Genomic DNA, 21568 nt, shown 5'->3' on the forward strand with positions numbered 1-21568 from the left:
TCATTTTAATGTTCATATAAATATAAGATTTTAAATAACTTTTAAAAACAACTTTCCAGTCATAGCATCGCTGTACTTTTACTAGGCGAAAATCTTTGAATCTATTAGAATAATCCAGTTAATTCCTCGTCGAGCTCAGTCCTTTGAACAACGATTCTTCTCAACTTCAGCGTGGACTAAAAAACCGCCATATCCAACTCATTGCGATGGGTGGAGCGATTGGTACGGGCTTATTTTTAGGTTCTGCGCAAATTATCCAGTCTGCTGGGCCATCTATTATTTTGGGGTATGCGATTGGCGGCTTGATTGTTTTTCTAATCATGCGTCATTTAGGTGAAATGATTGTTGAAGAACCTGTTGCAGGTTCATTTAGCCATTTTGCTTATAAGTATTGGGGTAAATTTCCAGGTTTTATCACTGGCTGGAATTATTGGGTACTGTATATCCTTGTCGCAATGACTGAGCTAACGGCAGTAGGTAAATACATTAATTACTGGTGGCCACAAATCCCCGCTTGGCAGTCTGTATTGTTCTTCTTTGTCGTGATTACGGCAGTGAACCTAACCAATGTTAAATTCTATGGTGAATCAGAGTTCTGGTTAGCGATCATCAAGGTAACTGCCGTCGTTGCTATGATCTTGTTTGGTCTATTCTTGCTCTTCACTGCGGATGCAAATTCAACAGCCTCATTTAGCAACCTGTGGTCACATGGCGGCTTTTTCCCGCATGGCTTCGATGGCTTGTTCTATATGCTGGCTTTCTTGATGTTTGCCTTCGGGGGTATTGAACTGATTGGTATGGCCGCAGCAGAAGCCAAAGATCCAAAGACCACCATTCCTAAAGCGATTAACCAAGTGGTGATTCGTATTTTAGTGTTCTATGTGGGTTCGCTTGCTATTCTCTTGTCACTTGTGCCTTGGAACCAATTGGACTTAGGTGGCTTAGATAAAAGTCCATTCGTGATGATTTTCAGTCAAATGGGGATTGGTTGGGCAGCCCACCTACTTAACTTTATTATCCTGACAGCAGCATTATCTGTATACAACAGTGGTATGTATGCCAATAGCCGTATGGTATTTGGCCTAGCTCAACAAGGTAATGCACCAAAAATCTTTACCAAAACCAATAAACAAGGCGTCCCTGTTCCAGCAGTCCTGCTCTCGGCATTCCTGATCTTTGGTTGTGTCTTGTTAAACTACTTTGTACCTGAAGATGCACTTGGACATTTGATGTATGTGGTTGTTGGTGCACTGGTTTTAAACTGGGCCATGATCAGTTTGACCCATTTGAAATATAGAAGTCATATCAAAAAAGCTCAAATTAAAACCTCTTACCCTGCTTTATGGTCTCCATTTAGTAACTATTTGGTATTAGGTTTTATTGCTGTAGTGCTGTATATCATGTGGCAACAAGGCTTCAAAGAATCTGTACTGATGATTCCGATCTGGATCGTCGCCATGTTTATTTTCTATAAGTTTTTAAATCGCAAAACTGAAAACTAACAGTTAATCGGTTTCATTAAAAAGTGATTGCTTCTGCAATCACTTTTTTGTTTATAATCATAAAATTATGCGCTTATAGCTTAACTGGATAGAGCAGTTGCCTCCTAAGCGACCGACGTGGGTTCGAGTCCCGCTGAGCGCATAACCCATCAGCATCTTAGTTATATTGCAGCAGCACATTGAGCTGCTAAATATCCCAATTCTTTTCAATGGCAGTAATTTGGCTATAAACACTTTGATACTCTGCCTGCTTTAGCGTACACCAAAGCGTGGCAAAGTCCGTTCCTAAGTATTCGATTAAAACCGAATTGGCTTGGAATAATTGCAATGCTTGCATTTGCTCAGTCGGCAAGAATACATGCTCACTTTTCAGTTTTAACTGATGCGCTTGCTTTGGAATATCTAATCCCTGTGTTAGACCATGCAATGTACCTATCAAAATTATAGCGACAGCCAAATAAGGATTACAATCAGCTCCTGCCACGCGGTATTCCAGTCTCTGATTTTCTTGATCTGAACATGGAATTCGAATCGCCACATTTCGATTATTCAGCCCCCAATTGGCTTCAAGTGGCACATGATTGCCAAATTTAAAGCGTCTAAAAGAGTTTAAATTAGGCGCTAAAATCGCCATTGAATCAGGCATCAATAACAGTAATCCACTCACCGCTTTTAATAAATTGTCAGAGATTTTTTCTTGCGCCGAACTAAAAAGGTTCTCCTGATTCTGATCTAAAAGACTCATATGGAAGTGCATACCACTGCCCGCCTTATGCATATCAGGCTTGGCAAGGAAGTTTGCACGTAGTCCATGCTTATTCGCAATCTGCTTGATGCTTCTTTTCAGCAACATAATCTGATCACATAAGCTCAATAGATCCGTTGTATGTTGCAGATTAATCTCATACTGACCTGAAGAGGATTCAGAAACGATTCCTGTAATTTGAATACGCTGTCGTTTTGCGACTGCTTCGATCTCATTCAGAATATTTTGATAATGATCGGAGGTATTAATATCAAAGCATTGGCTCATGGTTTCTTCAACCTCATCAGCCTCACTTAAGGGATGCAGATAGAACTCGACTTCGGCAGCGATACAGGGAAAGTAACTTTTATCATGAAGTTGAGAGAGGATTTTTTTCAACATATTGCGAGGTTCAAATACGCAATCTTGCTGATGATCATCCTTCATACTGAGCAGTAGTTGGGCTGTTGTTTCTGGCTCAAGTGCGTGTGGTTTCAATGTGCCTAAAACAGGTTCACATAAATGATCAGGCTCTCCAATATATTTACCGAGTCCTGTCTCTTCAATCACTTTGCCATCCAAACTCATAGCATAAATCGACAATGGAAAATAACAGCCTTTACTCAGATTTTTGAGGCAACCGACATCTATACGTTTACCGCGTAAATGTCCATTTAAGTCACATAAATAAATATCGACGTGTTGAGTCTGTGGATAATGTTTTAAATAAGTTTCAACTTCTTCTATAAATCGTTTTTTTAGCGTAACACCATTAATATCATTGTTGCAGATTGCCGTTTGAATATACTTTTTAAGCGCAGATGGATGATTGATCTCAACAAGTACAGCACTCATAGCTGAAAGCTCAAGTTATATAGATAAATTTAGCTTAGTTGAGGCTTGGGTAGAAGTAACGTAAACAGTGCGTAAACTCTTGGGGTAATCGAATAAATTTCTTATAACTCGGACAATAAAAAACGGAGCAATGCTCCGTTTTTTATAAATTCATTTAGGCCAGATATCAATCCATCAATTGAACTGGCTTTATACGTCTAATTCTAATTGCCAATTCTTTCAGTGCATAATTGACTGATACCACCAGCATAAAACCAATCACAAAAGAACCAATCACATCAAAGGGAAAATGAACACCGACAAAAACTCTCGATAGACCGACAACTACACTACACAATAATCCGATCAAACCAATCTTTTTAAAGCCCGCCATCCAATAAGAAAAGCCAATAATCACAACCGTTATCGTATGCTGACTTGGGAAAGATGAAGTTGAACCATGGCCAATTAACTTATGACCTAAGTCAATTTGAAATGGGCGAGGATGATGATAAAAGAATTCAATAATGTCGCTTAAAAGTAAAGAAAACAGCACAATCACTAAAGTTTTGGCAAATAAAAGATGATATGTTTTCCATTGGATGACCAATAAAAATACCAGAAAACTGATCAGTACCGTATTTAAATCCTCCGCCAAAAAAATTGCGGCCTTGTCTAGCGCGGCATGCTCCTTTGCAAAAGAATTTATACTATTAAACAAAGAGATATTTAAATCTTTAAAAATCATTTCCTTTTCTATCCACACTATCCATGAAGATCAATGCGCTCAATATACAGGAGAATAATGAAGAAATTATTAATAATTTTTATATTTTATTATTCACATATCCTAAAAGGAATTAAGTCAAGCCTTGCTTTATCAACGAGAAAAACCCTTCAAATAAAGCCACCAATAAATAGGACAAAGTTACCCTATTTATTGATGTTAATTCACTGAAATTTAGAACTTAAATTCTAGACCAGTCCCCGCAATCGGTTGCTTGTCTTTAGCGCTTGCTTGCTCGAATGTTGAGTATCCAGCATAGCCATAGACTTTCACTTGTTTGTTAAATGAATAGTCTGTACCAAGCAATAACTGCTTGGCATCGAAATCCGCCTCATTGCTTTTAAAGCTGGTACTGTTTTGGCTGTATTGTGCCTTTACCGTCCATTTCGATTGCTTCGGTAATTTGTATTCCGCACCAATCAGCCAACCTTGTGAATCATCAATATTACGAATAAATCCTTCTGGATCTAAAGTTGTTGGATCAACAACTTTATTGCCCGGCTTATCTACAATCTTTGATGTCTGATAAAGAGCCTTTATGGCAAGCCCTTCAATTGGTGTCAAACGACCAATCACACGCACGGTATTCGCAGCAGCGAACACTTCATCCACTTGCGTTTCAGTCTCAGCTGCATTTAATAGACCATGCCCCAAGAAATCACTTGGAATGGCTTTGTCATAGCCGACACCGACTAAGAATACCGGATGACTATAGCTCAATGATGCAGACCATGCATCCCCTAAGCCACGCCCTGCGGTATTCACCCCACCACGTTTGTCATCTTCAATCCCACGGCTTTCCCCTGTTGCAAGCAAGACACTGGCTTCCAGATTACCGCCATTCAAAGCAATTTCAGGAGAATCATACACCACCGCATTATTGACACGGTTTTCACCCGTCATAATGCCGGTGATATCTGCTTTATTACTAATATAGTTATTAAAACTATCTACAGGACTGGATAAATCTTTTAACGGTGTATTATGTTTACCGATTTTGACTGTACCAAAACGATCATCTTTTAATCCGACAAAACGATTACGTTGCGACCAATCAGTTTTGTCGCCATCCGCATAAAATGCCCATTCTGCTAAATAAACTGCACTCAAATTTTCGGTTAATTTTTCTTCACCTTTAATTCCAACAAATGAACTATTACTATTTACTTTCCAAACATCATGATCTGCCGAATTTGCATTTTTTTCTGGTAGATAATCAATACTGGCATCAATCTCTCCATAAAATTTTTGTGCTGCAAATGCAGAACAGGTCGCAATACTCATCATCGTCGCGAGTGCAATTTTCATCTTCATTGTTATGTTCCTAACCATCTAAAAAAGTGTAAAAAATCTCTATTTCGCTGTGTTTCAAGCAAAATTTAGAATTAAGTGGGAATGCGTAAATAAGTATGCTTTTATATTCTCATGAATATAAAAGCATTATAACAATTTGATTTACATATTATAAAATGGAAATACACCAAATATTAAGGCACTGCCCATCAACACGCAGCAAGTAATAAATGCCCATTTCAACGTGAATTTCTGATGATCCCCCATTTCTACCGCAGCCAAACCACAGAGTAAGTAGGTTGAAGGAACCAATGGCGATAATAAATGAATCGGTTGTCCAATAATCGACGCACGTGCGATTTCAACCGGTGCAATGCCATAGTGTGATGCTGCTTCTGCCAAAATCGGTAGGACACCAAAATAAAAGGCGTCATTTGACATAAAGAAGGTTAAAGGCATACTTAATACGCCCGTAATCGGTGCCAAATAAGGTCCCATGCTCGGTGGAATCACCGCAACGAAACCTTTAGACATGGCCTCAACCATACCTGTGCCCGATAAAATCCCTGTAAAAACACCCGCAGCAAAGATTACCCCCACTACCGCTAAGACACTGTCTGCATGCATGGCGATACGCTTTTTCTGCATGTTGACACACGGATAGTTCACCACCAATGCAATACAGAAACCCAGCATAAATAAGATCGACATTGGTAAAATCCCTTTTACCAAAGATGCCATCAAGACTAAGGTTAAAATACCGTTAAACCAACGTAAATGTGGACGTTGAGCTTCTGGATCTTTTGAAATCGAAATATCATCTGCATGGCTGATGTCTACAAGTTCAATCACGCCTAAACGTTTGCGTTCATACATGCCATACATATAAGCCAAGAAGAATAACCAAGCAGCCGCCACAATCATTGATGGGATCATTGGAATGAAGACTTCACTGGCATCGACTTGAAGTGCACTCGCAGCACGTGCTGTTGGTCCACCCCATGGCGTCAAATTCATCACACCACTACAAAGCAACATCAAGCAAGTCATGATCAGTGGATTCATACCGACTCGTTTATAAAGCGGCATCATTGCTGCCACACAAATCATATATGTGGTTGAACCATCGCCATCTAAAGAGACCAATAATGTGAGAAAAACTGTACCCAAAGTGATTTTTAATGGATCGCCTTTTACTTTCTTTAAAATCCATCTTACCGAAGGGTCAAATAACCCAGAATCAATCATTAAGGCAAAATATAAAATAGCGAAAAGAAGCATAACGCCTGTTGGTGCGAGCTTTTTAATACCCTCTAACATGGTATTGCCAAGTTCGGCCAATTGAATATGACTTAAGCTGTCAAAATAAAAACCTAAGCCCCAAGCGATAATAGCGAATATGAATGGGATTAAAATTAATGCAACTAATGCACTGAGACGTTTTGACATGATCAAATACATAAAGCACATGATCATGCTGATACCTAAAAAAGTCAGCATTGAATGCAATCCTTAGCATAATAAATTTTTTTAATGGGTAGACCTACCCTAATCCAGCACAGATTCTATGCGATTTAACTTTAGCTAATTCATTTAATTTAATTATATAGTGAACATAGCCATTCACATGAAAAATACCTTAAAAGTATACAAATATACTTTTAAATATAAGACTCTAATTATTAATATGTTTTTATTAAAAAATATAGATCAATCGATCAAAAACCATGAAGAATAACTAATCAAAATGCTATATATTTAAAAACTTAATGCAATATTATGGTGCATTTTTTGATTAAAAAATAACATATTTAATTAAATGATAATTAAAACAAATATCATTCATTTATAAAACTTCTATCGTATTTAAAATAAATAGCTATTTATGAACATTCCAACAATTACAATCATCATTATTATCGCGTGATATTAAAATTAAATTAAAAAATTCATATTTTGAGAATAAAACCTATTTTTTAAACTAAATTATCTTATTTTTATCGGCTCGATATTCATTTGGTGAAACCCCCACCCAATTACGATAGGCTTTTCTAAAATTTGAGGTATCAGAAAATCCTAAGCGTTCTGCGATTTCATCAATGCTCAAACTTGTTGCCAAATATTCATCTGCAAGTCGCCTTCTGGTGCTGTCTAAAATCTCTTGATAACTGACTTCAGCATCTGACAAACGGCGGTATAAAGTTCGCTTGGATAAATGCAATTGATCAGCAATCTCTTGTGCGCTCGGAAAGCTGCCCACTGCATCTAATAAGATCAGACGGATCGTTCGGACTAAATCGGGTTCTTGTTCATCATCATCGCTCCCCAACATCCTTTCGCAAAAGGATTGACACATATCTGCAGTAATCGGATTGGCATTCGGACAAGGTTTATCGAGCCAATCAAGATCAAAATGCCATTGCATTACCTCTGCATCGAATTCCACAGGACAGCGAAAGACTTTTTCATATTCATCTGCATAGTCAGGCGCAGAATAAGGCAGTAACAGTTTTTTGGCCTGAAATGGTGCCTCTAATACACATTCAATCAGGGTTTGCATTGAACTAAACCAAAACTCACACACCAAAGGCAATAATTGACCCAGCGCAATAATTTCATGACCTTCAAAAATGGCAACTTGCTTTTGAATCGAAAAGCTTTTCTTGAGTACAGGTGCCGCGAGTTTGATATGACGAATACCAAACTCTACAGCCTGTTGGAAATTACGAGAGGAAGACAGCGCATAACCATAAACGCCAAAGTCCGATAGTCGCTGTTTTTGCCCAGCCCGCATGCCAATCAGCGGATCTTTAGATAAACGCTGAATGGTTTGAAAAAGCTGTAATTTTTGATAGGGGGAAATATGAGAAGCTGCACTATTCAGCGCATCTTGAGAAATGCCTATGCCCGCTAAAACCTCATCCAAACGATAACCTTGCTGTTGCATGGCTTCCAGCAGACTGGTTAGACCTAAAATCGGCGTACCTTGAGCCAATTGATTTTGATCATAACGCGCTTCAATCAGCATCGGGCTCACATCCTGTTTTACGCATTTTTTCACCTCATCCCTTGAGTGATGATGCATAATGGCACTAAATTACCTTTTGTTGTCTCAATTTAACATCGACTACAAATCTCATCAATCATAAAGTCTATTCTACTAATAAGCATGAAAGGAGCAACAATGACACTTTCAACTTCACAACAATTCAGTGATCCTGCAACCGAACATATGTATTCGGTGTTTAAGCAACAGCGTGCTGCTTTTGATGCCAAGCCCTACCCAGATCTCGATGCTCGACGTACCAAATTATTGCAAATAAAAAAACAAATTATTCGTTATCAAGATGTGATTGCGACTGCAATTAATACCGACTTTAGTTCACGCTCAGTGGATGAATCAAAACTGCTTGATTTACTCGGTTCAGTGCTTGAAGCAGAACATGCCATTCGTCATGTCCGCCGTTGGATGCGACCAAGTAAACGTAGCACTGAACTGCTATTTTTATCGAATCGCCTACGTGTGCAATACCAGCCTAAAGGTGTAGTGGGTGTTATTGTTCCATGGAACTTCCCTGTTTATTTAGCCTTGGGACCCTTAATTGCCGCAATTGCAGCAGGCAATCGGGTGATGATCAAGTTACCTGAAGTGACTCCAGTAACCAATGCTGTAGTTAAACGGATGCTGGCTGAAATTTTCAGTGAAGATGAAGTAGCTGTTTTTGGTGAAGAGATCCTTGATCCAGCACAATTCACCTCGCTGCCCTTCAACCATATTGTATTTACAGGTTCACCAGCAATTGGTCGGGTGGTCATGCGTGCGGCAGCAGATAATTTAACCCCAGTCACCTTAGAACTTGGTGGTAAATCCCCAGCATTAGTCAGCCGCAACTATCCGCTTGCTGATGCAGCGAAACGCGTTTTACATGGTAAAGCGACCAACTGTGGTCAGATCTGCGTTGCGCCCGACTATGCACTGGTGCCAAAAGAAAAAGTGGATCAATTCGTTGCAGAATGCCAAGCAAATTTCACTACGATGTATGGCAATAATATTAGCCAAAATACAAACTACACTTCGATTGTGAATGATCGTCATCTAAAACGTTTACTCGATATCTTAGATGATGCCAAAGCCAAAGGCGCTCAAATCATTGCCTGTGGTGAATATGATCGTGACAAAGATGCACGTCGTATGCCAGTGCATATCGTCCTCAATTGCACCCCAGAGATGCGGATTCTTAAAGAAGAGTTATTTGGCCCAGTTTTGCCTGTGGTTGCTTACGGTACAGTGGATGATGCAATTGATTATATTCAAGCGAGTGAACGACCATTAGCCTTATACCTCTTTACCCACGATGCTAATGAACGTGATTATGTCTTAAAGCAGACTCATTCAGGCGGTGTAACCTTAAATGATTGGGGCTGGCATGTGGTCAATCATGATGCACCTTTTGGGGGAATCGGAAACTCGGGCATGGGCACATATCATGGCGAAGAAGGTTTCCGTGAGCTTTCCCATGCAAAAACTGTTTTTGCACGTCATCGCTTCTTCCCAACCCAACTGTTCTATCCACCTTATGGTACTTGGGTACAGAAACTCGCCTTACGTTTCTTCTTGAAACAAGGTGATCCAAATATTAAATAAGATTCGATAATAAAAAAGCCTCATCAAGAGGCTTTTTTATTCTGCAAATGAAACATGAATTACTTCACTACGCCATCTTGTTGGTATTTCGGTGAACGAGGTCCGTAAAGCAAACCCAAACCAGGGTTATGCTGCGTCGGGGTAAAGAGTTGGGTATTTACAATCGTTGCCAAGGGATAAGCACGATCATTTAAGCTCCCCGCAATTTGTTCAACCAATGCCCCGACCAGTGCTGTGAGTAAGTCATTGTTGCCACTATTGCTCGATTGCACGGCTTTCTTTTCACCCGACCAAAGCGTCTCATTGGTGTTTAAATCGACCAGTTTTGCTTCCACACTCACCGTTGCAACACTTTGAATGACTTGATACTGAGAACCATATTCTTTAATTCGAATATACAAAGCCGCATCAGCACCAAAGATTTCCTTCAATTTCTGTGTTGAAATGCTTTGCGCGTCATGACCATTGGTCACGCCATTCTCTTTAAACATCGAATCCACAACAGAAATTGGAAAGACATAGTAACCCGCTTCAGCAACAGGCATAACGACTGTCGGCCAATAGCTATAAGTTGCCTTTACATCAGGAGAATCGTTAACGGGCGGTAATACCAAAATAGATTTCGGCATATGCTGTTTATACACCGTCATATCCTTATTTACCGCTGGAGATGAAGCACAGCCTGTAACCAGTAAGCCTGCAAGCACAAGGTTTGAAACTAAAAATGCCTTGATCATGGCTTTGCAATTCCCCCATTGGCACCCATCTTCTGCAACAACCGATCCATCAATACCGTAGATTCAGGATAAACTTGTCGTTCCAATTGAAAATATTCAACTGCTTTTTGCGCATTATTCACTTGTAAAGATAGCCATCCTAGATGTGCATATAAGCCTGGTGGAACAGCCAAATTTTTCGCTTTGGCTTTTTCAATTTCCGCTTCTAACTTAATGATTTGTGCACTGGGTGTGGCTTTTTCTGGCTGGCTATACATCAGATAGGTCTGTTGTGTATAAGAGCCCCAACTATATAAAGGTTGAGGCCCCGCAGCGCAGCCAACCAAGCCGATCGTCATCAGACTGCTGAACAGAATTTTTTTCATTTTACAGCGGTCCAGCCTTATTGCGCAGTCCAACGATTATTTTGAATATCAGTCACCAAATTGTTGACCGCTTCGCGTACCGCTAAGTCAAGCACCTTACCATTCAAGGTTGAGTCATAAGAGGCTGTAGAACCAAAACCGAGTACTTCACGCGCACTCAATGCATACTCACCCGCGCCTTGTACTGAATGTACAATCTCTGAGGTTTTTACATCCACAATATTCAAGTTCACTTTGGCATAAGCAATTTGCTGTTTACCGCGCCCTAAAATCCCAAATAATTGCTGATCACCCACTTCTTTGCGACCAAATTCAGACACATCACCAGTGATCACATAACGTGCACCTTTAATGCTTTGAGTGCTGTTGCTAAATCCCACTTCTTGTTTAAGTTCAGACAAATTATCACGATTTAGAACCGAGAAATAACCCGTTTGCTGTAAATGCGTTTCTAAAATAGTTTTCGCCTGCCCACCAAGACGGTCAACATTATCAGAGAAGATACCTCTCATATAACTTGAACGGTTATCAAACTTACCAATCGAAACAGGTACTTTTACCCCGTTATATTTAATCTGTTGTACTGCTGCTGTCACTTGAGGACTTTGAATTGATTTGGATGTTTCTGTTGTTGAGCAGGCCATTAAGCCGAAAGCACTGAATACTGTAACCGCTAATAATTTTTTCATTGTCGCTCGATCAAAATAAAGATTAAAAAACGTGAAAATTATAGCTTAAAAACTGTGAACTATCTAACATTTTACAATTCAAGCTCCACCTTTAAATCATCATAAATAATTTTATAATCCAACCAATTAGCTCAACTTAATCCAGATTATTCGCAAAAACGTAACCCTACACCCGCAATAGTAAAAATATACTTGGGCGTCACAGCAGAATCACCGATTTTGGTTCTAAGCTTTTTCACCAAGATACGAAGATAATGGGTATCCTCTTCATGAGTAATGCCCCATAGCTCGGTCATGATTTGTTTTTGTGTGACAATCTTACCCTGATGACGAATCAATAAAGTCAGCAACTGAAATTCTTTTTTGGTTAAAGTAATGTCCTCGCCTGCCAGTTTGGCTGCATGTTCAGCCACGTCAACCCAGAGCTGTCCATCATTAAACATCAGATTGTGTTCTGCCTGTTGTGGCTTATTGCGGAACATCACCCGAATACGCGCACAGAGTTCTTGAATACTAAACGGCTTGGTAACATAGTCATTCGCGCCTGCATCTAACAGTTTAATTTTTTGATTTTCATCTGGGCGGGCCGACAAGACAATCACAGGAATATCTGACCATTGTCGCAACTCAAGCAATACCGCCTGTCCATCCATATCCGGCAGACCCAGATCCAGAATCAACAAATCAGCACCACGCGTCGCCAAAGTCTCCAGCCCTTTCATACCATTTTCAGCCACATGCACCTGATAGCCCTGTGCACGTAAGGCAATATCCAAAAACTTCCGAATTTGTGGCTCATCATCAATAATCAGAATTGATGCTTGAGAATTTAATGTTTGTGGCATAGATGATAATTTTAATCCTGATGCAGTGGTAATCGTATTCTAATTAAGCTGCCCTGACCATATGTGCCAGCCAAAGCTTCAATACTGCCCATATGTGCACCGATAATGGCTTGGACAATGGCGAGGCCTAAGCCCGTTCCTGTTTTGCCCCGATCACCACGTTGCATGGTATAGAACATATCAAAGATTTGCTCTCTCTCCTCTTCAGGAATGCCAACACCTTGGTCGATAATATCAATTTGAAGATAACCGTCATCCTGCTGAATATGTACTTCAATCGGGATATCATCTGGTGAAAACTTGGCTGCATTTTCCAGCACATTAAAAATAGCCTGCTCAATCAGAGCAGGATGCACATGCAATTGCGGCAAGTCATCTGTCATTGTGACATCAATATTGACCTTGGGTTGATAACGCTTCAGCCGTTGCGTCGCAGAGCCAATCAGCTCATCCACCCCAATCCAGTCTCGACTGAGACTCAAACCTTGATGGCCGAGTCGGGTCATATCCAGTAAGTTTTGAATATAACGATCCAGACGCTCACCTTCTACATGAATGGTATCTAACAATTCGTGTCGGTCCTCCTCGGACATTTGCTCGCCATAGTATTTCAGACTATCAGCAGAACCGATCATTGCTGCCAATGGTGAGCGTAGGTCATGCGAAACAGATGAAAGTAGAGCTGAACGTAACTTTTCAGTTTCAGCCACCACACGGGAATTTTCCAACTGTAAGGACAACTGTACACGAGAAGCGGTTTGAGCAATATCATCAATCATCAATTCTGCAAGGCGTTGTTGTTCAAAATTAATGTTTTCTGCATTTTGATGAAAGCGGATCGCAATCACCCCAAATCCACCGACCAGATTAAGTGGATTAAACCACCATTCGGATTGCGTTAATGTATTGGTAAAACGTCCACAAGATTTAGCATTTTTTTGGGTCCAATTTGCTGCAATCTGATCTTTTTCATTAAATAAAGAGTGATCACCTAACTCTTGTGTTCCGATCCGAAGCCAAACGGCTGCATTTAAAGAACTTTCTAAATGCTGCTTAGCGACATTTAAGACTTGTTCAATATCGACGCAGCTCGATAGTTTCCGCTCCAATTCTTGTAGCTGCAAAGAAACTGAATTTGCTGCACGTAAACTCAGTACCTGAGCACGTAATTGATTGGCTAAACGCCCTACTAACAATGCCGAAATGATAAAAATGATGATGGTCATCACCCCACGCTCAGCACTAATTCGAAGCGTAAATCGTGGTTCAATAAAGAAATAGTTATACAGCAAGAAGCAAATCAGGACGCTGATAATGGTGATAAACATCCTTGCTCGCATCGCCACGATAAGCACGGTGACCACAAAGATTAAAGCCAGTTCACTATAACCAATAAAATGATCACTCACAGTTGCCGCAATCAATCCCAATAGAACAATCAAAATACTTTCGATCATCTCTCGTGGGTTAAATGCCAAGCCTTGTTCTAACCAAAAAGCATAAATCCTGTCTGTCTGTGGCTTAGCCTCATTATTGTTTTTAACTTTTAAGGGTTGAACAAAAGTGATCTCAAATGGATGCTGTTTTTCTAAAAGTTGATCAGCAATATGGTCTGAAAATAGACGCTGCCAGAGTGACTTTTTAGGACTTTTCCCGAGTAAAATATTGGACGCACCATAATCATAAGCTGCTTGTAAAATGGTCGATGCAATATGATTACTATGTAACAAATAAGTATCAGCCCCCAGCTTACGTGCCAAATTGAATGCTTTGGTCACGGCTAATGTCTGTGTTGTGGTTTTCTGGCTCTTTTGAATCGAAATCACACTCCAGATTGCATTGCGTCTTTCTGCAATGCGATGTGCCCGCCGTACCAGATCTTCAGAAAATTCTGATCCATCAATCGCCAACATCACATGATTTTGAATCGGGATAATCTGCCCTTGTGCAACAAACTTCTCCCGATAATCAATTTCAACTTGCCCTGCAACGGTTTGAATCGCTAAATCACGTAAAGCAGTTAAATGTGCGGGCTTAAAAAAACCTTGCAGTGCATGTGGTGCAACATCGGCTAAATAAATTTTGCCATGATTCATGCGTTCTAATAGTTCTGGAACAGGTAGATCCACTAAGCGAATGTCTTTTAATCGTTTTAGCAACGCATCAGGAACAGTTTCATTGACCCGAATCCCTGTAATTTGATAAACCACATCATTCAGACTTTCTAGATGCTGAATGTTTAAAGTGCTATAAACATCAATGCCTGCATCCAGTAATTCATTGACATCTTGCCAGCGATATTCATGCCGGCTATTCGGAACATTACGATGTGCGAGTTCATCCACCAGCACAATTTCAGGCTTTAATTTGAGGATTTGATCAAGATCCATCTCTTCCAACATTCGCCCTTGATATTCCAACGTCTTTCTAGGAATAACATTAAGCCCCTGAATCAAACGCTCGGTATCAGATCGACCGTGAGTTTCTACGATCCCAACCACCACATGTTGCCCTTGCTGCATCAATTCATGTGCTCGAGTCAGCATGGCATAGGTTTTACCAACCCCCGGTGCTGCACCCAAGAAAATGGTCAAACGTCCAGACTGTTCACGCTGGCTATGTGCCAGCCATGCATCTGCTTTGTGATTACGGTCGATCTGCATAAGTGGACTCTACTAACGAGGTGTAGATGACAATTGGTCTAAGGCTAGATTCAACTGCAGTACATTGACTCGTGCTTGCCCATATAAACTAAGCTGTGCAGGCTGAATCTGTTGTTGCACTAAATCTCGCAATTGCTGCTCTGCTAAATGGCGTTGTTGTACCACTCGTTTCACTTGTAATAATGCACTCTCAGGTGAAATATCAGGATCAATCCCACTGCCTGATGCCGTAACCATATCGTTCGGTACCTGCTGTTCTGAAATGTGATTATTGTGAGCAAATTGCACGGCTCTTTCCTTCATTTGTTTTTGTAAGTCAGGATTAGAAACCGCCAAATTACTGCCTGCCATCCCATCAACATTGTAACTTACCGCACTAGGGCGGCCATGGAAATATTGTTCACCAACAAAATTTTGCCCCACCAAACTTGAACCAACAATTCTGCCATCAAGTTCGATTAAGCTGCCATTGGCCTGCTTCGGAAAAATCAACTGAGCAATCGATACACTCGCAGTAGAATATAAGACCCCAGCGATCACAAATCCGACCACAATCAAACCAAGACTTGGACGTAAAATTGCATGCACTGAATTGGATAATGGTAGGTCCTGTTTATTCAATTGCTCATGATTCAATAAAGTATTCATCTCTCACTCCTAAATCCACAATGACACAATAAGGTCAATCAACTTGATCGCAATAAACGGAAAGATCACGCCACCTACACCGTAAATCAGCATATTACGGCGTAACAATTGCAATGCACTGGCGGGTTTAAATTGCACCCCTCTCAATGCCAATGGGATCAACATCGGAATAATCAGTGCATTAAAAATCAAGGCCGAAATTACTGCACTGCTTGGACTACTGAGTTGCAGAATATTCAATACCCCAAGTTGTGGAATTGCTACTGCAAACAGTGCAGGTAAGATCACAAAGTATTTGGAGACATCATTTGCCAGAGAAAAGGTGGTTAAGGCGCCACGGGTAATCAATTGCTGTTTCCCAATTTCCACCACATCCAACAGTTTGGTTGGGTCGGAGTCCAAGTCCACCATATTGCCTGCTTCTTTTGCGGCTTGAGTACCTGAATTCATGGCTAAGCCAATATCAGCCTGAGCCAATGCAGGTGCATCATTAGTACCGTCACCCACCATTGCCACCAGTTTACCTGCGGCTTGTTCTTTACGGATGCAAGCCAATTTATCTTCAGGTTTGGCCTCTGCAATATAATCATCCACACCCGCTTCTGCGGCAATCGCTGCTGCAGTCAACGGATTGTCTCCTGTAACCATAATGGTTTTAATACCCATCTCACGTAACAGTGCAAAACGTTCTTTAATCCCAGACTTGATTACATCCGAGAGCTCAATCACCCCTAAAATGCTGTGATTCGAAGCCACCACAAGCGGGGTTGCACCTTTTGATGCCACTTGTTCGACACGAGTCTTAAGCTCAACGTTATCCTTGATTTCTTGGTTGGTAAATTTAAGAATCGCGTCCACGGCACCTTTACGAATCTTTTGCCCCGTGACTAAGTCCACCCCAGATAAACGTGTCGAGGCACTAAACTGAATGAATTCGGCATCTTGAGGCTCACGAATGCTCTCTCCCATTTCTTTACCTAAACTCACCACGGATTTACCTTCAGGAGTTGGATCAGCAAAAGAAGTTAGCATGGCTGCTTGGCGCAATTCACTTGGGCTCACGCCCGCCAATGGATAAAAAGCAGTCGCTTGGCGGTCGCCATAGGTAATCGTGCCGGTCTTATCCAACAGCAACACATCAATATCACCCGCAACTTCAACTGCTTTACCTGATTTGGCTAAGACATTGGCTTTTAAAGCACGGTTCATCCCAGCAATCCCAATTGCAGGCAACAAGCCCCCAATCGTGGTTGGAATCAAACATACCAACAGTGCAATCAACAAAACCATACTGATTTTGATCCCAACCATGGAACCAATGAATGGTAATGTCGCCACCACCACAATAAAGGTAATGGTCATGATATTGAGCAAAATACTCAGTGCGATCTCATTGGGTGTTTTTTGGCGGTTGGCACCTTCAACCAAAGCAATCATACGGTCTAAGAAGCTATGACCAGCTTCATTACTGACCCGAATAATAATTTCATCGGACAAGACCTTGGTACCGCCAATCACGCCTGAACGATCGGTATGAGCTTCACGGAGTACAGGTGCAGATTCACCAGTAACGGCTGATTCATTGATGGTGGCAAAGCCTTGAATAATCTCACCATCCGCAGGGACTATCTCACCTGCTTTAACAACGACAAGATCATCTTTTTTAAGTAGATTGGCAGAAATGGTATTCGGTACCGCATTTAAATCGAGGATACGATTTGCAGTTAAGTTTTCACGGGCCTGACGCAATGATGCGGCTTGTCCGCGACCTTTGGCTTCTGCAACCGCTTCTGCATAATTGGCGAATAAGACCGTCACCAATAGAATCAAGCTCAGTACCAAACCAAAACCTAAACTGGCACTACCCATCAAGGTTGCAATAATGGTTAAGATTGTTCCCACCCAGACACAGGCCATCACTGGATTTTTAAAAGCATACTGTGGTAACAGCTTATGAAAGGTTTGTTGAATAATTTCTTTATTCAAAATATCCATTTGTTGTGTCGCATTTGAATGTTTCATTGTGCTTGCTCCACACTTAAACTTTTATAGACAAGTAGTCAGCAATTGGCCCAATCACCAACACTGGCATGAATTGCAATAAGGTGAGAATTAACACGATCCCGATTAAGGTCAGTGCAAATGTCGGTGACTCAATATGTAAAGAACCTTTGCTTTCTGTTGCTTGAGCTTTGGTAGCCAAACTGACTGCAATCAACACAGGGATGATCAGTACGCTGTAACGACCTGCCAATAACGCGACACTGGCACTCAGATTCCACCACAGAGTGTTATCGCCTAAACCTTCAAAACCAGAACCATTGTTGGCATAAGCAGAGACATACTCATAAAACACTTGGCTGATGCCGTGAAATGCTGGATTTGAATTCCCTGTAATCGATGGAAATGCAATGGCGATGGCTGTTAAGCCAAGAATCACCACCGGCTGTAATAGAATCACCAGTGCTAACAACTTAATTTCAGTCACTTCAATTTTTCGGCCAAATAACTCAGGAGTACGCCCCGTCATCAAGCCCGCGATAAAGACAGCAAGAAACAGGTAAATAAAGAACTGCAATAAGCCACAACCAATCCCGCCCCAAATGGCATTAATCAACATATTGCACAGCTCAATCAATCCTGTCAGTGGTGAGGCAGAATCATGCATCATATTGACCGAACCGTTATTCACTTGCGTGGTCAAACTTCCCCATAATGCAGATGCATCCGCACCGAAACGAAGCTCTTTCCCTTCCATAAACGCGGCATTAACACTTAAAGATGATTTTTCAGTCCACAACGTTAATGAGGTTGAAGCCAACGACATCAGCAACATGCTGCCAAAAATCATCCACATCAATTTCTTGCGTTGAATAAAGCGCCCGACCATAAATACTGCCGACAACGGAATCAGTAAGATCGCGATCATCTCGATCACATTGGATAACGGCGTTGGATTTTCTAAAGGCACACTACTATTTGGACCATACCAGCCACCACCATTGCTCCCCAATTGTTTAATCGCCACCATCGGCGCAACAGGACCCAATGGAATATGTTGGTTTTTTACTTCTGTGCTTTGATCCAAGACCTGTGCGGTTGGACCGGCAGATAGTGTTGCAGGCACGCCTTGAAAAGTGAGTAGCAAAGAAAAAATAAGACCTAATGGAATAAAGAATCTAAATAATGGTCGGACGATATCCATCCAGTAATTACCTAAATTAATCGTATTCCAATTTTTTTTATCCGAGCCTTCTTCTCGACCTGATTGCAAAAATAAAGCTCGCAACATTGCCACCAACAAAGCCAGCCCAATAATTGGCGATAAATATTGCAATCCAACAATGACTGTCATTTGCGATAGATAAGACAGTTGAGCCTGTCCTGAATAGTGTTGTTGGTTGGTATTGGTCAGAAATGAAATGCTGGTATGTAAAGCCAGATCCCAATTCATATTTGGAATATGATCAGGGTTGAGTGGTAACCATGCTTGAGTCATTAAAATAGTGACACTTGCAGCGAGCAGTAAAATATTACTGAGCACAAATGCCGTTAAATATTGCCGCCAATTCATTCCACTACGCTTAACACCCAACACAGCATAAATGGGTTGTTCAATCCATTTAAACAACGCGTCACTTTTCATTGGCTTTGCTTGCATCACATCTGCAAGATAAGCACCGAGCGGATAAGCCAGCAGTAATGAAAGGACAAATACAGAGATAAATTCCCACATAGCATATGCCATTTAAAAATAGGTTAGCGTTAGTATGGAAATGAAGGACGTAAATTCTCTATATTGAAAAAACCAGTAGACGTAAATTCTGCGTAAAATTATTCAACGATGTTCTAATGCGCTGAAATTTTTACCTAAAAAGAAAATATGGAGAAATAAATCTCATTTTTTACAAAAAATCTTTGACCAAATAAAAAACTTTTTTGGGAAAAATGCAAAAAAGAACGATTACTATTTTAAAATAATAATTTATATTTATCATTATTTTACAAATAAAAACACATATGTATATAAATTTTTTAAGATTTATTTTTATCCATTTTCATCTAATCCAGCGTACTGCTTAGTTCATTTAGAACATTTACTCTTATTTTAATTATGGTATTTTTGTTACATGAAGTTATAGCCAATCACGATAGATAACTTTTTTGTTGTCAGATCATAGCTTCTTAACACTTAAGAATCTTGAAGTTCAAGGAAAGATTACAATGAAATTAAAACATCTTAGCACTGCCATGATCTTAGCAACGCTACCTGCAACTGGAGTTTTTGCAGCAGCGTTAGACCGTTCAGGTCAATCTATGTCTGCATTTTTACAGCCGGGTAACTATTTTGAAGCTGGTCTTTCGGTTCTAGACCCAACAGTTAAAGGTCAGGAAGCTGGTACCTCAGCAACTACTCGTAAAATTGGCGATATAGGTGATGATTATTATTTCCCTAGCGCAGCATTAAAACTGCAACTGACTGACAACATTTCTTTTGGTCTTATTTATGATCAACCATTTGGTGCTGATGCAAAATATACTGGTAACAATGTATTCGTTTCTAGCCCAACTGACGGTGTTTTAAATCAAAAATCTCTAAACGATTTATCAACCAAATCTGTTGGTCAGTTAGTTCAAGCTGCTGGTTCTTCATTCGGACCAGCTCTTCAACAAGTTGCAAAAGACCCAACAAATCCTACTCAACAAGAAATTTTAGGTGCATTACAACGAGTTGCACTAGGTGGTAATGCTGCCGTAGGTGCTGGTCTTCAAAAACTACAACAAACTCAAGCAGCGTTAAATGCAGCAAAAGGCTACCTTGGCTCAAGCACAGGTTCAAATAGTACACAAGTTGAAGTTGACACTCAAAACCTTTCTATGGTTTTTGGATTCCAACCAAATAAAAACCTGAATTTCTATGCGGGTCCAGTGCTTCAAACTGTAAAAGGTAATGTTAGCCTTCGTGGTGAAGCTTACAGCGTTTACAATGGTTATGATGCAAATATTAAAGAAACAACTGGTGTGGGTTGGTTAGCAGGCGCTGCATACCAAATTCCTGAAATTGCGTTAAAAGCTTCTTTAACTTACCGTTCAGAAATCGATCACGATGTGAACATCAAAGAAGATTTATCTTTATTAGCTTTTCCTGGTTTAACAAACGTACTTACAGGTTTAGGTGTTGATCCAACTAAACTTGCAGGATTAAATGCTGATAAGAAAACAAAAATTACGACTCCTCAATCTGTTAACTTAGATTTCCAGACTGGTATCATGGCGAACACTGTTGCATTTGCAAACGTTCGTTGGGTGAACTGGAAAGACTTCTCTATTCAACCATATAAATTTGGCGAGTTATCTAAAGTATTAGGTGGTGCAGGCCTAGTACCAGGTAAAGCAAATGGTTTTAACCTAGTTGAATATTCAGATGACCAATGGTCTGTAAACGCTGGTGTTGGTCGTAAACTGAGTGAACAGTGGGCTGGTAACGTTTCTGTGGGTTGGGATTCTGGCGCAGGTAACCCTGTAACAACTTTAGGCCCAACAGAAGGCTACTGGAATGTTGGTGTTGGTGTTCAATATAGCCCAACCCCTGCTACATTCATCGCTGGTGGTGTAAAATACTTCTGGTTAGGTGATGCTAAGGCACAAACTGGTGCTCAAGCAGGTAGCAATGATTATGTTGCGAAGTTTGAAGACAACAATGCGCTCGCATATGGCTTAAAAATTGGTTATAAATTCTAATCAATTTTTAGAAAAGAGAAGGTCATCTTAGGATGACCTTTTTTATTATGTTTGGGGCTTAGGAAGTTAAAGA

Annotated in this window: 16 protein-coding genes and 1 tRNA gene; 4 read left to right on the forward strand and 13 right to left on the reverse strand. The window is 40.5% G+C overall.

Annotated elements, in window-relative coordinates; all coding sequences use genetic code 11:
• Positions 1 to 143 precede the first annotated feature (143 nt).
• Complete coding sequence (locus tag B2727_RS06540; RefSeq protein ID WP_004803037.1) at positions 144 to 1502, forward strand: amino acid permease; 1359 nt, start codon at positions 144 to 146, stop codon at positions 1500 to 1502.
• Positions 1503 to 1571: 69 nt separating this feature from the next.
• Positions 1572 to 1644 (forward strand) — tRNA-Arg (locus tag B2727_RS06545).
• Positions 1645 to 1689: 45 nt separating this feature from the next.
• On the opposite strand, the gene B2727_RS06550 is transcribed toward B2727_RS06545, so the two are convergent.
• The 5 genes from B2727_RS06550 to B2727_RS06570 all read right to left on the reverse strand — a co-directional run bounded on the left by B2727_RS06550 (position 1690) and on the right by B2727_RS06570 (position 8189).
• On the reverse strand, positions 1690 to 3102 hold the full coding sequence (locus B2727_RS06550; protein WP_033133611.1) for a glutamine synthetase family protein: 1413 nt from the start codon (positions 3100 to 3102) through the stop codon (positions 1690 to 1692).
• A 166-nt stretch (positions 3103 to 3268) separates the two neighbouring features.
• Positions 3269 to 3829: an undecaprenyl-diphosphatase gene (locus B2727_RS06555; RefSeq protein WP_005322644.1), complete on the reverse strand. Its 561-nt coding sequence runs from the start codon at positions 3827 to 3829 to the stop codon at positions 3269 to 3271.
• Between the two features lie 213 nt (positions 3830 to 4042).
• Entirely contained in the window at positions 4043 to 5182 is a 1140-nt protein-coding gene (locus tag B2727_RS06560; RefSeq protein WP_033133612.1) for a porin, read from the reverse strand.
• 141 nt (positions 5183 to 5323) lie between these two features.
• Complete coding sequence (locus B2727_RS06565; RefSeq protein ID WP_005205988.1) at positions 5324 to 6661, reverse strand: CitMHS family transporter; 1338 nt, start codon at positions 6659 to 6661, stop codon at positions 5324 to 5326.
• Between the two features lie 481 nt (positions 6662 to 7142).
• Positions 7143 to 8189, reverse strand: a complete 1047-nt coding sequence (locus B2727_RS06570) for an AraC family transcriptional regulator (RefSeq protein WP_033133613.1) — start codon at positions 8187 to 8189, stop codon at positions 7143 to 7145.
• A gap of 156 nt (positions 8190 to 8345) precedes the next feature.
• On the opposite strand from B2727_RS06570, the gene B2727_RS06575 reads away from it, so the two are divergent.
• Positions 8346 to 9806 (forward strand): coniferyl aldehyde dehydrogenase, encoded by a 1461-nt coding sequence (locus B2727_RS06575; RefSeq protein ID WP_033133614.1) that lies wholly within the window; start codon positions 8346 to 8348, stop codon positions 9804 to 9806.
• Positions 9807 to 9865: 59 nt separating this feature from the next.
• On the opposite strand, the gene B2727_RS06580 is transcribed toward B2727_RS06575, so the two are convergent.
• From B2727_RS06580 to kdpA, 8 genes are all read right to left on the reverse strand, one after another.
• The gene (locus B2727_RS06580) at positions 9866 to 10543 is read right to left on the reverse strand and encodes a DUF799 domain-containing protein (RefSeq protein WP_005205993.1); all 678 of its coding nucleotides are present in this window, start codon (positions 10541 to 10543) and stop codon (positions 9866 to 9868) included.
• Positions 10540 to 10908, reverse strand: a complete 369-nt coding sequence (locus tag B2727_RS06585; RefSeq protein ID WP_005205995.1) for a DUF4810 domain-containing protein — start codon at positions 10906 to 10908, stop codon at positions 10540 to 10542. Before B2727_RS06585 ends, B2727_RS06580 begins: the two co-directional genes overlap by 4 nt.
• A 17-nt stretch (positions 10909 to 10925) precedes the next feature.
• The gene (locus B2727_RS06590; RefSeq protein WP_033133615.1) at positions 10926 to 11597 is read right to left on the reverse strand and encodes a CsgG/HfaB family protein; all 672 of its coding nucleotides are present in this window, start codon (positions 11595 to 11597) and stop codon (positions 10926 to 10928) included.
• A gap of 146 nt (positions 11598 to 11743) precedes the next feature.
• Positions 11744 to 12442, reverse strand: a complete 699-nt coding sequence (locus tag B2727_RS06595) for a response regulator (RefSeq protein WP_033133616.1) — start codon at positions 12440 to 12442, stop codon at positions 11744 to 11746.
• An 11-nt stretch (positions 12443 to 12453) separates the two neighbouring features.
• Entirely contained in the window at positions 12454 to 15105 is a 2652-nt protein-coding gene (locus B2727_RS06600; protein ID WP_033133617.1) for an ATP-binding protein, read from the reverse strand.
• A 12-nt stretch (positions 15106 to 15117) separates the two neighbouring features.
• The gene (gene kdpC / locus B2727_RS06605; protein WP_033133618.1) at positions 15118 to 15753 is read right to left on the reverse strand and encodes a potassium-transporting ATPase subunit KdpC; all 636 of its coding nucleotides are present in this window, start codon (positions 15751 to 15753) and stop codon (positions 15118 to 15120) included.
• 9 nt (positions 15754 to 15762) lie between these two features.
• Positions 15763 to 17775 carry a potassium-transporting ATPase subunit KdpB gene (gene kdpB / locus B2727_RS06610; RefSeq protein WP_033133619.1) on the reverse strand — a complete coding sequence of 671 codons (2013 nt, stop codon included), beginning with the start codon at positions 17773 to 17775 and terminating at the stop codon, positions 15763 to 15765.
• A 16-nt stretch (positions 17776 to 17791) separates the two neighbouring features.
• On the reverse strand, positions 17792 to 19489 hold the full coding sequence (gene kdpA, locus B2727_RS06615) for a potassium-transporting ATPase subunit KdpA (RefSeq protein WP_033133620.1): 1698 nt from the start codon (positions 19487 to 19489) through the stop codon (positions 17792 to 17794).
• A gap of 488 nt (positions 19490 to 19977) precedes the next feature.
• On the opposite strand from kdpA, the gene B2727_RS06620 reads away from it, so the two are divergent.
• Positions 19978 to 21495 carry an outer membrane protein transport protein gene (locus B2727_RS06620; protein WP_033133621.1) on the forward strand — a complete coding sequence of 506 codons (1518 nt, stop codon included), beginning with the start codon at positions 19978 to 19980 and terminating at the stop codon, positions 21493 to 21495.
• Positions 21496 to 21568: the final 73 nt, after the last annotated feature.

Origin of the sequence: Acinetobacter sp. UBA991 (assembly GCF_002292065.1) — a bacterium.
GTDB lineage: Bacteria > Pseudomonadota > Gammaproteobacteria > Pseudomonadales > Moraxellaceae > Acinetobacter > Acinetobacter higginsii.

Bases quoted from the DNA above. Each gene is read 5' to 3' on its own strand.
- B2727_RS06585 (WP_005205995.1), bottom strand. From the start codon at position 10,908: ATGAAAAAAATTCTGTTCAGCAGTCTGATGACGATCGGCTTGGTTGGC.
- B2727_RS06595 (WP_033133616.1), bottom strand. From the start codon at position 12,442: ATGCCACAAACATTAAATTCTCAAGCATCAATTCTGATTATTGATGAT.
- B2727_RS06555 (WP_005322644.1), bottom strand. From the start codon at position 3,829: ATGATTTTTAAAGATTTAAATATCTCTTTGTTTAATAGTATAAATTCT.
- B2727_RS06590 (WP_033133615.1), bottom strand. From the start codon at position 11,597: ATGAAAAAATTATTAGCGGTTACAGTATTCAGTGCTTTCGGCTTAATG.
- B2727_RS06620 (WP_033133621.1), top strand. From the start codon at position 19,978: ATGAAATTAAAACATCTTAGCACTGCCATGATCTTAGCAACGCTACCT.
- B2727_RS06565 (WP_005205988.1), bottom strand. From the start codon at position 6,661: ATGCTGACTTTTTTAGGTATCAGCATGATCATGTGCTTTATGTATTTG.
- kdpC (WP_033133618.1), bottom strand. From the start codon at position 15,753: ATGAATACTTTATTGAATCATGAGCAATTGAATAAACAGGACCTACCA.
- B2727_RS06550 (WP_033133611.1), bottom strand. From the start codon at position 3,102: ATGAGTGCTGTACTTGTTGAGATCAATCATCCATCTGCGCTTAAAAAG.
- B2727_RS06580 (WP_005205993.1), bottom strand. From the start codon at position 10,543: ATGATCAAGGCATTTTTAGTTTCAAACCTTGTGCTTGCAGGCTTACTG.
- B2727_RS06570 (WP_033133613.1), bottom strand. From the start codon at position 8,189: ATGCTGATTGAAGCGCGTTATGATCAAAATCAATTGGCTCAAGGTACG.
- B2727_RS06560 (WP_033133612.1), bottom strand. From the start codon at position 5,182: ATGAAGATGAAAATTGCACTCGCGACGATGATGAGTATTGCGACCTGT.
- kdpB (WP_033133619.1), bottom strand. From the start codon at position 17,775: ATGAAACATTCAAATGCGACACAACAAATGGATATTTTGAATAAAGAA.
- kdpA (WP_033133620.1), bottom strand. From the start codon at position 19,489: ATGTGGGAATTTATCTCTGTATTTGTCCTTTCATTACTGCTGGCTTAT.
- B2727_RS06575 (WP_033133614.1), top strand. From the start codon at position 8,346: ATGACACTTTCAACTTCACAACAATTCAGTGATCCTGCAACCGAACAT.
- B2727_RS06600 (WP_033133617.1), bottom strand. From the start codon at position 15,105: ATGCAGATCGACCGTAATCACAAAGCAGATGCATGGCTGGCACATAGC.